The organism is Candidatus Kuenenia sp. (assembly GCF_027493735.1).
Lineage (GTDB): Bacteria > Planctomycetota > Brocadiia > Brocadiales > Brocadiaceae > Kuenenia > Kuenenia stuttgartiensis_A.
In genome coordinates this window covers 18,619-34,444 of sequence record NZ_JAOSKF010000006.1, presented here as the reverse complement: position 1 = coordinate 34,444, position 15,826 = coordinate 18,619, and the positions used below count along the sequence as shown (strand labels likewise).

General features: G+C 39.2%; 20 protein-coding genes. 12 read left to right on the top strand and 8 right to left on the bottom strand.

The annotated features are described in order from the left end of the window. Window positions 1-12 precede the first annotated feature (12 nt). The 8 genes from M5U24_RS04550 (at window position 13) to M5U24_RS04515 (ending at window position 4,282) form a co-directional block, all read left to right on the top strand. On the top strand, window positions 13-444 hold the full coding sequence (locus M5U24_RS04550) for a hypothetical protein (RefSeq protein WP_099324848.1): 432 nt from the start codon (window positions 13-15) through the stop codon (window positions 442-444). A 121-nt stretch (window positions 445-565) separates the two neighbouring features. Then, on the top strand, window positions 566-970 hold the full coding sequence (locus M5U24_RS04545; RefSeq protein WP_099324847.1) for a hypothetical protein: 405 nt from the start codon (window positions 566-568) through the stop codon (window positions 968-970). Between the two features lie 109 nt (window positions 971-1,079). After that, window positions 1,080-1,310: a hypothetical protein gene (locus M5U24_RS04540; RefSeq protein WP_099324846.1), complete on the top strand. Its 231-nt coding sequence runs from the start codon at window positions 1,080-1,082 to the stop codon at window positions 1,308-1,310. Further along, the gene (locus M5U24_RS04535; RefSeq protein ID WP_298201712.1) at window positions 1,300-1,602 is read left to right on the top strand and encodes a hypothetical protein; all 303 of its coding nucleotides are present in this window, start codon (window positions 1,300-1,302) and stop codon (window positions 1,600-1,602) included. The genes M5U24_RS04540 and M5U24_RS04535 overlap by 11 nt, the downstream gene beginning before the upstream one ends. Window positions 1,603-1,882: 280 nt before the next feature. Continuing rightward, window positions 1,883-2,785 carry a restriction endonuclease gene (locus M5U24_RS04530; protein WP_298201710.1) on the top strand — a complete coding sequence of 301 codons (903 nt, stop codon included), beginning with the start codon at window positions 1,883-1,885 and terminating at the stop codon, window positions 2,783-2,785. Window positions 2,786-2,868: 83 nt separating this feature from the next. After that, window positions 2,869-3,372, top strand: a complete 504-nt coding sequence (locus M5U24_RS04525) for a hypothetical protein (RefSeq protein WP_099324844.1) — start codon at window positions 2,869-2,871, stop codon at window positions 3,370-3,372. Window positions 3,373-3,677: 305 nt separating this feature from the next. Continuing rightward, window positions 3,678-3,926 (top strand): DUF433 domain-containing protein, encoded by a 249-nt coding sequence (locus M5U24_RS04520; RefSeq protein ID WP_197705380.1) that lies wholly within the window; start codon window positions 3,678-3,680, stop codon window positions 3,924-3,926. After that, the gene (locus M5U24_RS04515) at window positions 3,926-4,282 is read left to right on the top strand and encodes a DUF5615 family PIN-like protein (protein WP_099324843.1); all 357 of its coding nucleotides are present in this window, start codon (window positions 3,926-3,928) and stop codon (window positions 4,280-4,282) included. Before M5U24_RS04520 ends, M5U24_RS04515 begins: the two co-directional genes overlap by 1 nt. Before the next feature lie 203 nt (window positions 4,283-4,485). Here the strand turns inward: M5U24_RS04515 and tyrS are convergent, their stop codons facing one another. The 7 genes from tyrS to M5U24_RS04480 all read right to left on the bottom strand — a co-directional run bounded on the left by tyrS (window position 4,486) and on the right by M5U24_RS04480 (window position 11,529). Beyond that, window positions 4,486-5,604, bottom strand: coding sequence for a tyrosine--tRNA ligase (gene tyrS, locus M5U24_RS04510; RefSeq protein ID WP_298201708.1), 1,119 nt, complete (start codon window positions 5,602-5,604; stop codon window positions 4,486-4,488). A 180-nt stretch (window positions 5,605-5,784) separates the two neighbouring features. Further along, on the bottom strand, window positions 5,785-6,564 hold the full coding sequence (locus tag M5U24_RS04505; protein ID WP_157820465.1) for a CPBP family intramembrane glutamic endopeptidase: 780 nt from the start codon (window positions 6,562-6,564) through the stop codon (window positions 5,785-5,787). Continuing rightward, window positions 6,557-6,955: a secondary thiamine-phosphate synthase enzyme YjbQ gene (locus tag M5U24_RS04500; protein ID WP_099324840.1), complete on the bottom strand. Its 399-nt coding sequence runs from the start codon at window positions 6,953-6,955 to the stop codon at window positions 6,557-6,559. Before M5U24_RS04500 ends, M5U24_RS04505 begins: the two co-directional genes overlap by 8 nt. 319 nt (window positions 6,956-7,274) lie before the next feature. Continuing rightward, on the bottom strand, window positions 7,275-8,414 hold the full coding sequence (locus M5U24_RS04495; protein WP_298201705.1) for a sigma-54 dependent transcriptional regulator: 1,140 nt from the start codon (window positions 8,412-8,414) through the stop codon (window positions 7,275-7,277). After that, window positions 8,401-8,622: a response regulator gene (locus tag M5U24_RS04490; protein WP_298201703.1), complete on the bottom strand. Its 222-nt coding sequence runs from the start codon at window positions 8,620-8,622 to the stop codon at window positions 8,401-8,403. The genes M5U24_RS04495 and M5U24_RS04490 overlap by 14 nt, the downstream gene beginning before the upstream one ends. A gap of 42 nt (window positions 8,623-8,664) precedes the next feature. Next, a complete protein-coding gene (locus M5U24_RS04485) occupies window positions 8,665-10,203 on the bottom strand; it encodes a histidine kinase dimerization/phospho-acceptor domain-containing protein (protein ID WP_298201702.1) in 1,539 nt (512 codons plus the stop codon). 183 nt (window positions 10,204-10,386) lie between these two features. Beyond that, the gene (locus M5U24_RS04480) at window positions 10,387-11,529 is read right to left on the bottom strand and encodes a porin (protein ID WP_164994473.1); all 1,143 of its coding nucleotides are present in this window, start codon (window positions 11,527-11,529) and stop codon (window positions 10,387-10,389) included. Window positions 11,530-12,061: 532 nt separating this feature from the next. On the opposite strand from M5U24_RS04480, the gene mazG reads away from it, so the two are divergent. From mazG to M5U24_RS04460, 4 genes are all read left to right on the top strand, one after another. Beyond that, window positions 12,062-12,871, top strand: coding sequence for a nucleoside triphosphate pyrophosphohydrolase (gene mazG / locus M5U24_RS04475; RefSeq protein ID WP_099327014.1), 810 nt, complete (start codon window positions 12,062-12,064; stop codon window positions 12,869-12,871). Further along, window positions 12,852-13,307, top strand: coding sequence for a hypothetical protein (locus tag M5U24_RS04470; RefSeq protein ID WP_197705379.1), 456 nt, complete (start codon window positions 12,852-12,854; stop codon window positions 13,305-13,307). Before mazG ends, M5U24_RS04470 begins: the two co-directional genes overlap by 20 nt. Before the next feature lie 49 nt (window positions 13,308-13,356). Beyond that, window positions 13,357-13,707: a solute carrier family 23 protein gene (locus M5U24_RS04465; RefSeq protein WP_261341095.1), complete on the top strand. Its 351-nt coding sequence runs from the start codon at window positions 13,357-13,359 to the stop codon at window positions 13,705-13,707. A gap of 183 nt (window positions 13,708-13,890) precedes the next feature. Continuing rightward, window positions 13,891-14,505 (top strand): 3'-5' exonuclease, encoded by a 615-nt coding sequence (locus tag M5U24_RS04460; protein ID WP_099324835.1) that lies wholly within the window; start codon window positions 13,891-13,893, stop codon window positions 14,503-14,505. A 177-nt stretch (window positions 14,506-14,682) separates the two neighbouring features. Here M5U24_RS04460 and M5U24_RS04455 read toward each other — a convergent pair whose 3' ends face one another. Continuing rightward, on the bottom strand, window positions 14,683-15,819 hold the full coding sequence (locus M5U24_RS04455; RefSeq protein ID WP_099324834.1) for a sodium:proton antiporter: 1,137 nt from the start codon (window positions 15,817-15,819) through the stop codon (window positions 14,683-14,685). Window positions 15,820-15,826: the final 7 nt, after the last annotated feature.

Sequence of the window (15,826 nt, the reverse complement as noted above, 5' to 3'; positions counted from 1 at the left end):
GGAGGGATTGATATGAAAAAAATAATGATATTTTTAATATTGATGGTAATAGTTGCAATTCCTATAACTATTGTTTTTGCAGATGATATTGAGGTGTTTGATAGAATTACAGAAGATTTAGAATTGGGAAGCGTCCTCGTTAAGGCTGGTGAGGGCATAACAGAACGTTATGATATTGAAACACTTGGAAACAAAATTCCACATCAAATATTGGCAAATGTAGAATCTGGAAGCTGGATATTTAATCTTCCTACCACTGCAATTGTTTATTTAGAACCCGATGATAAAGCAGATAATATTATTGAATATTGGGACGTGGCATTTGCGAATACGAAAAAGGGGAAAATTGTTTTCTATCGTACCATTGTTAATAATGATGTTATAGACAGAGATTCTTACGCATGGAATTTAAAAATTAAATGTAAATTAATACGTTATAAATAGAGGTTAGCATAAAATTGATTGAACAACATTTTTTTAAATTTCTATGATAGTACCTTGCTTAATTCATTTAATTAAAATTTAATATGATGTCACTTTAATTGCCAAAGAAGGAGAATGAAAAATGTATAAAATATTTATTTGTTTAACAGTACTTTTTGTTAGCACAACAACTCTTTTTGCAGATAGGGTTAAAATTAATGATAAAGGTATTGTAGATGTTGAGTTTGAGTCGATTGAGGTTGGAGCAGGTAGTTTTGACTCACAAATATTTATAATTGGTAACATAGAATCTGAAATTAGAGGTGTTATGGGATTTGCAGATATTGGTGGTGATTATGGTAGTTATGAAAGGCAATTGCCTATTACATCTACGTATGATAACCCAGCACATTATTTTACTGTTTCTTTGGCATACTCAGAATCAGACAAAGCAGTTATATGCATCCGGGAATGCTGGAATAATTCAGATGAGGATTATGAATTTCCAGAACTGTATTTTGAATTAAGGTGGCTGATATTAAAATAGAAAAGATTTGATATGGAAAAACGTGGTTAGCGACTATTACCTTTAAAATCCGAAAATAGGAAAATAACCGTTTATTATACTCCATTATTGAAATGAAGGAATATTAAGTATGGCAAGAAATTATGATGTGATGATCAGAAATGTATTGAGAAGCATGGAATCAAGGAGCCAAACGAGAGGTTCGAGTAGCGGAGCTACTATGTGGAAAGCAGAAATCAGACATGAAGGTTTAAATAAATACCGCGTTATTCGTGGGCGTGACAGGGATGTAGTGGAACAAATGGCTGAGACTAAGATTGTCGCATGGAATGAAATGTGGAAAGTTGAAAATGGAAAATAGACAGTTAAAAACTAAATTGGCAATTGAACAAACCAAAGAAGCAACAGAAGCTATAAAAGAAATAGAGGTCATTCTAAAGCATGCGCTGAATAAAAACTATACAATTGAGTGGGAAGCGTTGAAGAATGAATCTAAATTCCTTAAGCAAAAACCTCAACTACCAGAACTATTAGAAATTTCTAAGCTGCCGAAGAGAACTAATCAATATTACCAGCCAAAATTTGAATTTTTGGACAAAATATTCCCTTCGCGTAAACAAGAAAAAAATAGACCGTGCGGAACGTTTATTTAAAATTAATTATAATGAGTGGCTAGAAGCTAAAGAAGAAATTACCAAAAAAATGAAGAACTTCAGAAACTATATCAAGACAAACTAAAACTATGGGAAAAAGAGGAACGAGAATTTCTTGAAAAACAAAAAGAAATATTGAAATATATAGAATAAAAGAACAATATTTTGAGAAACAACCTCATGCTTTAATTAAATATTGTAAGTATGTTTTATCAACCTCAGATTATCCATATTATTTCCCCAGGAATTTGACCTGGATTATAACCCCGAAACAAAAATAATGATTGTAGATTACTCATTACCTCCCATTGATGCACTCCCAAGATTAAAGGAAGTAAAATATATCAAAACGAGGGATGAGTTTTCAGAAAGTTTTCTTGCAGATTCAACAGTTAATAACCTTTATGATGATCTTATTTATCAAATCACACTAAGAACAATTCATGAACTATACGAATCTGATGTTGTAAATGCCATTGACTCAATCATTTTTAATGGCATTGTGGAGTCAATAGATAAAGCCACAGGACAAACAATAACTGCCTGCATAGTATCTGTTCAAGCAAATAAACAGGAATTTTTGTCAATTAATTTAGAACATGTAGACCCAAAGGCTTGTTTTAAGAAACTAAAAGGCATTGGCAGTTCAAAACTTCACAGTCTAACACCAATTGCACCAATATTACAGATTAGTCGTGAAGACAAAAGATTTGTATCTTCCTACCAAGTTGTTGACGAATTAGGCGACACTTACAATCTCGCCGCAATGGATTGGGAAGATTTTGAACATTTGATCAGAGAGCTTTTTGAAAAGGAATTTTCTCAATCTGGAGGAGAGGTTAAAGTTACCCGATCCAGCAGAGATGCAGGGGTTGATGCAGTAGCTTTTGATCCCGATCCAATCAGAGGAGGCAAAATAGTAATTCAAGCCAAACGTTATACAAATACTGTCGGTGTTTCTGCCGTTCGTGATCTTTTTGGAACTGTCATGAATGAGGGTGCAACAAAAGGGATATTAGTGTCTACTGCCGACTATGGTCCTGATGCATATGAATTTGCCAAAGGAAAACCACTTACATTGCTAAACGGCAGCAATCTTTTACATTTACTTGAGAAACACGGTCATAAAGCAAAGATAGATTTAAAAGAAGCAAAGCAAATATTGGCAGAACAAGAGAAGTAGAAAAACAATTCTAATCCTAAATAATACAGCAAGATTGAATAAAAAATAGAGAAAAAATGTTACAGTGCCCATCATGCAAATTAATGAGTCCTGATGATGCAGAATCTTGTGAATGCGGATATCGCTTTCCACCATCAGAAAATAGAAAATATTTCTTGAATCCAGAGAATAAAGGAAAAAAATCAACTCAAACTATTTGGATTGTTGTTTTATTGGCAATAATATCAATTCTCGTAATAGGGTGGGTTATATTCTCGTATGTTTCAATAGAAAAAAAATACGGATCAATATTTAATCAGGGAGACAAAAGGAATAAAAAGTTAGAAGGAATTATAAAACTGTCTGCTAATCAAAAAGAACAATATGTTACCCTGGATGGTTATGATGCAGGCACTAATCCACCAATTACTATACATAATATAAATCTTTGGAATGATTATAAAAACCGTTCAAAGGGAATCTCTGTAACCGCTAAACATGGCGATAGAGTAAAGCTTATAAGGCGTGAAGGCAATGGTGTACTGGTAGAAACTTTAAATGGCAAACGTGGGTGGGTAACATATTATTTGATAAAGGAGTTGAAGTAAGTCTTGTTTTTATCTGTTTTACCGAGGAGTAAAAGGGTCACATCTTAAATATTAAGTAAGAAGCCGAAGGGGTCGAATCTTTCAAATTGACAAATTACATTCTAATAGACACGATTAGCGACGTGTTTTTTGTTTTGCTATCACTAAAGACTTGGATTACTTGTAAAACCTTGATAAATAAGCCAAAGTCCGCAATTTGAAAAAAATACGTCAATTTCATTAGATGTTTATTATCTAACGGGGTAGGGTTGACCAACTGGGGAAAAGCAGGGTCAACTATTTTTGGATTAAAAAGGGGGGTTAAAATGCCTGAGATTAATTGGAGAAATTTTATACATTCAGATCCGGAAATTTTGCTTGGTAAGCCAGTGGTAAAAGGAACGAGATTATCCGTGGAATTCATTCTGGGTCTTTTTGCAAACGGCTGGACAGAGCGGCAAATAATTGAAAACTATCCAACATTAACAAAGGAAAGTTTGCGTGCTGTATTTGCCTTTTCAGCCGAGTGCATGCGCGAAGAAGCATTATATACAATTCCTTCAGGGACAAATTGATGGATTTTTTGGCAAATGAAAATTTTCCGGGCGTCAGTATTCGAATCTTACGTGGTAACGGTCATAATGTAGCATCTGTAATTGAAGATACGCCTGGACTCAAAGATTTCAATGTTTTAAAGCGTGCTTATGAGGAAAATCGGATAATTTTGACGTTTGACAAAGATTATGGAGAATTGATCTATAAGTATAGATCAGTAACTCCTGTTGGCGTTGTATATTTCCGTTTAGATCCTTTTACACCTGAAGAGCCTGCTCAAATTTTATTAGATATCCTTAGGAGTGGCCGTTTACAAATATTGCATAAGTTTACAGTTGTAGAAAGAAGGTGTATCCGCCAAAGAACATTACATTAGGAAGATGAGTGGAATCACCCATTATGGAGTAAAATAGGGTCGGCTACTATTTTTGTATAATACTTGTATTGTTTTTGTTTAAGCGAACCCTTCTTTAGTAAGATTGATAGAAAATAATATAACCTATAACCTCTGTCTCTCATTCAATCCTCTGCGTTTAATGTTTTTACCGAAAAACGGGGGGAATGCACCCTGCGCAATTACTATTGCAACACTATTTTTGCAAATCTGCGTTTTCCCACTTTAAGGGTCATACCCGGCGTAATTTCTATATTTAGCGTGGGGTCATTAATGGTTTCACTGTTTACAGATACACCGCCTTGTTGGATCAACCGGCGCGCCTCGCCGTTTGTAGCGGCAAATTTACAGCTTACTATGAGTTTCGTGATCCATATTTTGCCGTTTTCAAGTTCGCCGTCAGGTATGGAGATAATGGGTATTTCGTCCGGAAGTGCGCCTTCTTTAAAAACACGGTCAAATTCTTCCGCGGCGGCTTCCGCTGCCTGGAGGTTGTGGTAGCGAGTTACTATGGCCTTTGCAAGCGCAACCTTTGCTGTGCGTGGATGGGTTTTTTCGTCAAGCAACTGCTGTATATCTTCAATGCTTACATCCGTCGCAAGCTCAAAGTATTTGCGCATTAAATTATCGGGGATGGACATTACCTTGCCGAACATTTCCCGCGGCGGTTCGGTGATGCCGATGTAGTTGTTTAGGCTTTTACTCATCTTCTTATTGCCATCGATTCCTTCCAGGAGCGAGGTGGTAAGTACTACCTGCGGTTCCATGCCGGCGTCCTTCTGTAAATCCCTTCCCACAAGCAGACTGAATAATTGATCGGTACCCCCAAGTTCAACGTCGTTCTTTACCATAATGGAGTCGTATCCCTGCATCAGCGGATAGATAAATTCATGCAGACTGATGGGAGAACCTGCCTTATAACGCTTCGAAAAGTCGTCCCGTTCCATCATTCGCGCAACGGTCATTTTTGAGACGAGTTGGATGACGTCGTTAAAGGTCATTGATTTGAACCATTTGCTGTTATAAACGACCTCTGTCTTATCCATATCGAGTATTTTCCCCGCCTGGGTAAGGTACGTTTTCGCGTTTTCCAGAACCTTATCGTGCGTTATCATTGGTCGTGTCTTGTTTACTCCTGAAGGGTCGCCCACGACGGCCGTATAGTCGCCGATGATGAGAATGGCCGTGTGCCCCAGCGACTGGAATGCCCGTAATTTGTGAATTGGGATGGCATTCCCTATATGGATATCCGGCGCAGTGGGGTCGAGTCCCAGTTTTACGCGAAGCGGCCTTTTTTCTTGCATTGAGCGTTCTATTTTTTTATCAGTTCGCCTTTGGAAACAATATCTACTGTTCCGCGCAGCAAGATTTCCATTTGTTCATTTACGTCTTTCAGCATAGGCGGTGCGTCTCCTATTGGAAAATATACTGCCGTTTTTTGCAGGCAGTATAATTAAGCGATAAAATTAATTTGTTATAATTTTTTAAAACACCGGTACTTTGCTGTCCATAAAGAACTTAAAGTACATCAAAAGAGCCAGTGTTAAGGAATTATGTAAAATATGTACCACTATGGAGGCGGCAAGGGATTGTGTTTTCTCATATAAATATCCCAAAAGAACTCCAAGGATAAATATTTGCAAAAACGCAAACATATCCATGTGTACCGCGGCAAAAACGGCAGCGCTTATAAAAATGGCGTATCGTATTCCAAAGTAACTTTTCAGCGCAGGGACTAAAAATCCACGGAATATGATTTCTTCCATAATTGGTGCGACAATAATGCCAAAAAATATGAGACATGCCAAAACGATGGCCGAATCCTCGGCCAATACCCACTGTACCACGTCCTGTATCTCCGGCATTATACCATAATAACTAAACACCGCGTTTATGATAAAACCGGCCAGCATTATTACAGGTATTGTGACAAGGTATCTTTTCAACCCTATTTTAATATTGTCGGCGATATTGACAAGCGTTAGCCCTAAATTGACAATAGATTGTCCATACTCAAAACGAACGATATAGCATATATAGAGACATATTAACAGGTTGGCAAGGAAAGAGACAAACAAGATCATCGTGCGAAATGAAGGGGAAGCGGTTTGTATCTCGAAACCAAAAACGGTTTGAATAAAGCTGATGAGTATCGGCATCCCGGCGAACGTAAAGACCATGTAGGTTGTGAGTACCTTAATAGCATCCTTTATGTTCCAGCGGTATTCCAGGGGGATTATTTGTTTTGTTTGTATATTACTCACTTTTAACCGTTTGTACCAATACCTCTCTGTTCCTTGGGCCATCAAATTCACAGAAGTAAATCCCCTGCCATGTCCCAAGCGCTAACCTTCCCTGAGAAATAGGGATGGCGGAAGCTGCACCGAAAACGGATGCCTTGATATGTGAGGCTGAATTCCCTTCCAAATGGGCGTAGTGATCATTCCATGGTACTATTTTATTTATCTCATCAACAATATCTTTTCTTACGGAGGGGTCGGCGTTTTCATTGATGGTAACAGCGGCGGTAGTGTGCGGCACGTAAACAAAACACATTCCTTCCATAATGCCCGTTTTATGCACAATGGCATGAACTTCACCGGTGATATCGATAAACTCTGTTTTTGCCCGCGTTTTTACTGATAGTGTATTCATTTGTATTTATAGTGCTGTCCGGTAAAAAATCTATTTCGCAAGTTTTTCCCATCACTCTTTTTACTGAGTGCGAAGGAGAAATCGGAAAAGGCATGCCGTTTTAAAGGAACAATATATCCTAATAGCTGAGAAATATTTTGTCAAATCTAAATAATCTGTAACACTTTAGTTTTTGAAAAAGGGGCGAAGTATTTGCCCGTTTGGGTGTGAACGCATTTATGACAATTTACAGCGAATGCTTCGCTCACTACACGGTGTGGCAAAACATCGTTTTTATTGGAATTTTTCAAAAAACTAAAGTGTAGCTTAAAAAGGGGATTTATAAATCAATATTATACATTTTCATTTTATTATATAAGGTTTTCAGGGAGATGCCCAGCGTTTTTGCCGCAAGGGGTTTGTGCCAGTTTTTTTCTTTCAATACTTGTATAATATGATTCTTTTCCACTTCAGAAAGCGCGATTTCCCCATTTTTACCATAGTGTTCATATGTCCTCCCGCGGATATTGTCAGGCAATTCCTCTATGCTGATAATATTTCCGTCTGCTAGTACAACAGTGCGTTCAATAGTATTTTCCAGTTCCCGAATGTTTCCCGGCCAGTCGTAGAGCGTCATAGCGTGTAACGCTTCCGGGTGCATATCCATGGTTCGTTCCCCTTTGCAAAATTTTTGGAGAAAATGCTGAATTAAAGCCGTTAAGTCATCTTTCCTTTCGCGTAAAGAAGGCAGGCGCAAGGTGATAACGTTTAAACGAAAATACAAGTCTTCTCTGAATCTGCCTTCCTTAACCTCTAGGGGCAGATTTTTATGCGTAGCAGCAATAATCCTTGCATCCACGGTGATAACACGATTATCACCAACACGCCGTATTTCACCCGATTGTATTACACGAAGCAGTTTTGCCTGCGTGTTAACGGTTAATTCGCCGATTTCATCAAGGAAGAGTGTGCCCCCTTCTGCAATTTCGAATAATCCAACCCTGGATTCCGCTGCACCGGTAAAAGCGCCTTTCACGTGCCCGAAGAGTTCGCTTTCCAATAAGGATTCCTGTAGGGTGGCGCAATTTACTATTACAAACGGTTTGTCCGCTCTTTTGCTGTATTGGTGTATCATTTTTGCGGCAAGCTCTTTTCCCGTGCCGCTTTCTCCTTGGATCAGCACGGTAACGTCAGATGGCGCAGTTTTATCGATCATTTTAAATACCGCTTTTATTGCCGGGCTGTTTCCTATCATAGAAGAAGGTTTTTGTACGTCATGTACCAGTGTCTTGAGATGAAAATTTTCCCTGCTGAGTTTTCTTTTTTCCAATGCCCTTTGCAATAATAAATCAAGCTCTTTGAGCTGGCATGGTTTTGTCAGGTAGTCATATGCGCCCAGCTTTATAGCCTGAACGGCATTCTCAATAGAACCTTGTCCTGTCAGTATTATTACTTCGGTGGTGGGTTCAATGGTTTTCACTTTTTTTTAAGGTCTCAATGCCGTTCATGACAGGCATATTCATATCGAGTATCGCCACATCGTAATCCCGTTCCTGCATATTCTTTATCGTTTCCTGTCCACTGGCGCAACACGTCACATTATATCCCATCCGGTCGAGTTCCTTGGACATAATGTTTCTAAAGGTGCCTTCATCGTCGGTAAATAAAATAGTAGGTTTTTTACTCATAGGGCAATTATCCTGTCCTTTCTGCATTGTCTTGCTTTCCCGCTAATGGAAAGGTGATTTCAAAGACGGCGCCTCTTCCCTCACCTTCGCTGAACACATCAATTCTTCCGTTATGCATATCGACGATACCATAACATATGGATAATCCGATTCCTGTGCCTTTTTCCGTTGGTTTGGTGGTAAAAAAGGGTCGAATATCCTGTTCAAATATTCGGGCTTAATGCCAACACCGGTATCCCTGAAGAGTATCTGTACGGTTGTTTCTTTCTGTAGGGTTGCAATAATAATTTCACCGCCGGCTTCTGTTGCATGGAAGGAGTTTGTGATTAAGTTTATAAAAACCTGTTTTATTTGTTGGGGATCTCCGATTATTTCGCAAGGCATTTCCGACAGATTGACCTGGATTTTCTGTTTTGCCTTGTTTTCAGGTTGGTGATACTGAAGGGAGTCGATTGTGTTTTTGATAATACTGTTTATATCTATTCGCTCAAAATGAGGTTCCGATTGTCTGGAAAAATTTAGTAAGTTTGAGATTATCGATTTGCAACGGTATGTTTCATTCGATATTATTTTTAAATATTCAGAGAAAATTTCCAGTTCTTCTTTTTCAGTATATTTTCCCGGACGGTTTAGTATTGAGATAAGTCTTTCGTTCAGTCCTTCCGCACAACCCGCAACGGAAGCAAGCGGATTATTTATTTCATGGGCAAGTCCTGTGGCAAGAGTTCCGATGCTTGCCAATTTTTCAGATTGTACTAACCTGCGCTGCGTATGCTGCAATTTTTTATATGCCTCTCTTATTTCAAGGGTTCGTTCTTCAACGTTCTGTTCCAGGGTATTGCGTGCCTCTGTTAACTGCCGTGTTCTGGCATCAATAATTCTCGATGCCTTCAGAACTATCAGATAGAGGGCTATGAACAACCCTCCCATTGCGGAACCTGTCATGAGGGTGGCCTTTTGATGTGCCTTTGCGATTTGCTTTTTTAACGCGGACATGTCCTGGTAGATTTCCAATACCCCAACCTGCGCCTTTTTCGTTCCCTCCGCATCCATTTCATAAAAGGGGTAATAACTTTCAAGCAAGGTTTCCGGAACGTAGGCGCCTTTTGAATCCACGGTGCCCGAGAGACGCAGCGCGGAAGCCGGAATGCCGTTAATGGCAGAATCTAATTTTTTATTTTCACCCCGGTTTATAGCAAACCCGATATGTTCCGATAGGGTGCTATAAATAATATTTCCTTCAAGGTCGTACAAATACAGTTTTTTTATATTTAAGCCGTACAAATTCTCTTTTACGGTATTGTCTAATTTTCTCAATTGCCTTCGATTATTTTCCAAATCGATTTTCCCCGATTTTTTCAGGGTGGGAATAAGAAAGTCTTTATAAAGTTCATAATTTATGTGTGTGATAAAATTATGTGCGTACTTTTCGCTTCGCTTAACCAATTCCTGGGATTCAAGTCTGGCAAATACTTTTCCGATAACAAAACTCAATATGACAATGATTACAAAGCTTGTGAGGGTGTAGTATAAAATTAAATTAAATTTCTCAGGATGTAATATTTTTTTAAATTTTGGCATAATTTATTTTATGTGGTGGAAAAAGGTAAAGCAAGGACGAACAGGCGACCAGAAAATAGCGCGGGGTCATTATCGTTAATCAGGTAAGGTTCTCGAAGGATGAATAATAAGGGTTTATACATTTTAAATAAAATTCATTGCAAGGTTGCTGTTTCAAAAATCTGACCTCTGATTAACCAGTCCTTACCATTTAACTATTGCCTGAACAAAAGATTTGCCATGAATACCTTCTCCCGCCTCATTTTCAACTTCATATTCAAACTTAAATATTACCTGTTTTATGGGTGAATAGTTTATTCCAAATGCAATCCGGTCGGCTTCGTTTCCGTCTGTAATATCTTTGTTTGGATCCACTGAATCGAAACGCAAAACCCCTTCAAGATATTTTAAATAATCCAGATCGAAGGGATACCGGTAAGTAGTTTGAACGTAATAGCCGTTTCTGTGATAATTCCCCCCATCTTCTGCCTTTTGTTCTACCCTGCTTGTAATATATTCCCCCCGGATTTCCAGATTTCCCCTTTTCAACTGAAAATCAGCGCCTAAAAAATCTATATCCCGTTTGTTGTTTTCATCATATTTTCCCCTTGAATATGAGCCGCCCACTTCAAATCCCGGAAAACACTCGAAGGCGATTCTTCCCCCCAGGGTCTTGCTGCTATTATTATCCCATAATTTCTGCACATCATTTGGTTCCGGGCCCTTGAGTCCATTTGTTATCGCGAATTCATATTTAAACCGTGTATTTAAAAATAAAGGAAGTGTTCCAAAAAACATTCCCCCATTGTCTGAATATGTTCCGGGAATAATCCTGATAGAAGGCAAAGGGCGGTCCACAAGTTTGTTAAAAGGGCCTTCTTCCGCAAACCGCTCAATACCAAACGGATACAAAAACCTGCCTGCGCGTATTTGCAGTACATCGCTTACTATTTCATAATTAAAGTGAAATGTTTCCAATTCAAATTGATTGAATCCCTCTTCAATCTCAAGTTCTGATACAAAAGAGAGTTTTTTTGTTATACGTTTGCCAAGCCAGAGAACGAGTTCATTCCCCTCCAAAAACTTTGAAGAAGGCTGCTGGGAATCATCATCTCTTCCTTTTACTGGGGTGGTGATTGCAAAAAAACCATGAAACTCAAATTTCTTCTCGTCATCTTTTTCCGGGAGAATGGCGTCAACGTCAAAATAAAAATCCTGCGGGAAAAAGCTACGTCTTTCTTTCTGGAGACTCAATGGCGCGGACGGCATAACTTCCTTTTCATCCCTTTCCGCATAGACTATACAGGCAAAGAAAATGAAGGAATGAACTATGAAAAATTTAGTCAAATAAAATTTCATAGAAAAGGGGCATCTAAAAAATTGGAATATTCAAAGATTAAGTATGGTATCCACGAGGATTCTGCAAAGATACCATATTTTATGCTGTTCTCAACCCTTATTTCTCAAGCTTTTTGGGTGATATTTGTCTGGTTTTCACTATATTTAATTGACAAATTAGCTCTTTATCTAAAAAAATACACAACATATGTGTTATTTATTAAAAGTTTAAATAAAAAGCCCGTTTCTTGTAAAAGGCAATAGAACAATGTAAAGCTGTTTCCATATGACAAGCAATGTTTCAAATAAACATTAACTTTGAAGAACATGAGTGATTAAATACCCTATCTTGGCTAAAGCGCCTGTTACGGAAGCCCTTATAGATATTCGCATATAAGGGTAAGGGGCAAATACTTCGTCCCTACTATTCATTTTTCTAAAAACTAAAATGTAACGATTTGTTTGACTATCCATTAATTAAAAGGTTATTATAACCACCTTGAAAAATGGAGTTTTTGCAAATATTTCCGGAAGGGATGAAATGAGAGTGAAAAAGGATACCTCTATTTCTTTATTCTATGACATGGTGGAACTGATGGAAAGGTTACGCGGCAAGGACGGCTGCCCGTGGGATAAAGAACAAAACCATGTAACCTTAAAACCCTATTTGGTGGAAGAGACATACGAAGTAATCGATGCAATAGATTCAGGCATACCGGACAAACTTAAAGAGGAACTGGCGGACCTGTTTCTGCAAATTATCTTCCACTGTCAAATTGCAAGGGAAAAAAAAGAGTTTGATATCAACGATGTAATGAAATTATGTCTGGACAAAATGATGCGCCGCCATCCCCATGTTTTTGGCGATTCGACAGCATCTACTTCAGAAGAAGTGGTTCAGCAGTGGGAGGCGATTAAAAAACAGGAGAAGGGATACGAAGAACGAAAATCTGCTGTTGATGGACTGCCAAAGCATCTTCCCGCGCTTCAAAAAGCGCAAAAAGTACAGAAGAAGGCGGCAAAAGTGGGATTTGACTGGAAAGATATAAACGATGTCATAGCAAAAGTGGAAGAAGAAATGGAGGAAGTTAAAGAGGCTATCGCAAAGAAAGAAACAAAAGACATGGAGGAAGAAATCGGAGATCTTTTGTTTTCCGTGGTGAATCTTTCCCGTTTTTTACAGTTTGACACAGAAAATATACTTCATAAAACCATATATAAATTTGTAGACCGCTTTAAAAAAATAGAAAAAGAACTTGCTTCCTGCGGAAAAGATATTGAACAGTGTTCGATAGAAGAATTGGATGCTCTCTGGAACAAGGTAAAAATGAATGCCCGGAAAAATATTTAAACTCCGGCAAAACGGCACGAACACCAGCACGGAGACGGTTGCAGGCTCGACTACGTTTTTGACAATGTCATACATCATATTCGTCCAGCCTGCGGTACTTTCCGGTTGCGGGATGGATTTTGGTGCTGTCATGACGGCGACGTGCATTTCCAGTGCATTTGCGTGCATACTCATGGCACTTCTTGCCAATTATCCCATACCGCCGGCGTTTTATTACTTATTACTTATTCTGTCGTTTTTCGGATTGCGTGAACTGGTAATATTTATCATACCCGATTCGTTAAAAAGCGCCATTGCCGTTGGAATCGGATTGTTGATTGCGCTGGTAGGGTTTGATATGGCGGAATTATTGTGGATAAACCTGGCGTCCTTGTTGGACTCGGCGACCCTAAATCGCCGGAAATGTGGTTACCGCTGTTTGGCGTCATTGCAATAGGAACAATGGTGGCCCTTAAAATCCGGGGAGCAATCTTGTATGGACATTCATAGGGGTCCCCCTCGGGTTGGTACATTATCAGGGTATTGTCAGCATGCCACCCTCAATAGAACCGACATTATTAAAATGCGACCCCGTTAAAATACTGACTCACCCAGGGCTTATTTCCATCGTTTTTGTTTTTTTCTTTTTAGACCTTTTTGATACCGTAGGAACGGTAGTCGGAGTTGGGGAACAAGGGGGATTCTATAAAAACGGAAAAATCCCACGGATAAAACGAGTGTTTCTATCGGACGCAATGGGAACAATAAGCGGCGCAATACCAGGCACTTCAACAGTCACCAGCTATATTGAAAGCGCGGCTGGAATTCAATTGGTTTTATTTCATATTCCATTTTAAAACTCATTACTGAAAAAGCACGCAATACCCACTGGGCAATCCATTTGGTGTCCGCTACATTTATTACCAGATACTTTTTTTTAAGAACGTAATAGATTTTTGATTCTGTTGTGTGTTATGATTTTATCTTTTATAAAAACCGTTTGAAGGATACAGTGCTATTTTTGCTTCTTTAGAAAACAAATGAAATGTGTTGCGATAGATTTTGAGACGGCAAATGCAAAGCGTTCCAGTGTTTGTTCTTTGGGATTGGCGATAATTGAAGAACAAACGATTGTAAAAAGGACGTCATGGCTTATCAGGCCACCGGAGCTTTACTTTGATCCGTTTAGTACATATATCCACGGGATCTCAGCAAAAGATGTAGAAGACAAACCGGAATTTTATCAATTGTGGGACGAAATATTTCCGTTCCTGGAAGGCAGTTATCTCGTCGCCCATAATGCAAGTTTTGATATGAGTGTATTGTGCTGCATTCTCGATGTGTACAAAATACCTTACCCGCCTCTCAATTATTTTTGCACCCTTGCAATAGCCAAACGTGTTTGGCCGGGGCTTCTTGGATACGCACTTAATAAAATTTCCCGATATCTTGAAATTGAGTTCAAACACCATGACGCAGAAGAAGACGCCGTGGCATGTGCAAAAATCCTGCTCCATGCATACAATGAACTCGGCGTGAATAATCTTGAAGAATTGGCAAAAAAAATAAAATTGCCCGAAAAATACCTCCTCCCGGACAATTTTACACCAACACTTAATCCACAGGTAAGTATTTCGAGTGTTAAGAAAGAGTAACAAATATTCGCAACTATCTTTCACCGTCCGCAATTTGCAGTTTGCCGACTGTAGATTGCCGATTGCCGACTGTACAGTATTCCCCATTAATAAAGGAGACCAGGGGGGCTGTTTACCTCAACTTACTGGGAAGGCACGAACATTTCCGACGGTTCTACACATCCGACATTTTAAAAATTACTCCGTAGTTTTCAGGGAAGATACATAATGCCCGATGGTTAACCCCTGGGCTACTATTGAAAACACGACGATTATGTAAGTTATTGTCAATAAGACCTCCCTCGATTCCCCTGCAGGAAGCGACAGGGCAAGCGCTACGGAGATACCGCCGCGCAATCCGCCCCATGTGAGGATTTTTATGGCATTCGGACTGAATTCTTTCAGAAAACGCATGAGCGTCACCGGCACACCCACACTTATAAAACGGGCTATCAACACGATAGGAATCATTATAAGCCCGGCAATCAGGTAATTTATTTTTATGGTAACCACCAGCACTTCCATCCCGATCATGAGGAAAAGAACCGCGTTTAATACTTCATCGATCAACTCCCAAAAAGAGTCCAGGTGGCCGCGTGTTTTCTCGCTCATCGCAAGGGTAACAAGTATCTCTACCTGATAGTTATCAACTGCCTTAAGCATAAAAAAAGCGATCATGCCAGTCACAAACCCAAAAACGATTCCTCCGACCGCTTCCTCGATAAAGAGAAAGGAGATGTGCTGAAAGGTCACTTCGTGCCCACCGGTTGCAATTTCCAAAAGGATTAAAAATACAACTACCGCAACTCCGTCATTGAAAAGGCTCTCGCCTGTGATTTTTGTTTCAAGGCTCTTGGAAACCCCCGCTTTCTTCAGTATGCCAATAACTGCGATAGGGTCTGTCGGGGCGATGAGCGCTCCAAACAAAAGGCAGTAAATGTAGGATAACTTGATATTCACCAGCGCAAATACCAGCCATGCCAGACTGCCCACAATAAAAGTATTTGCTATAATTCCAAATGTCGCCAGAATAATAATGATATACTTATGTTTTGAGAGGTCTTCCAGGTTGACATGTAACGCCCCCGCAAAAAGGAGAAAACTGAGCATGCCGTTCATAAGCGTTTTATTAAAGTCAATCCGGTTCAAAGCATATGCCGCTTTCACATGGATTTCTCCCAACCCGAACAGCCCCAATATTACAATGACCAAAGAAGTGAGAATTGTTATCAGCAAAATACCGATAGTGGTGGGAAGCTTTATGAGGCGAAAGTTTATGTAGCTGAAAATAGCTGCAAGGCTAATCAGGATTGCGATAAGGCTAAACATTCCCATAGTGTTA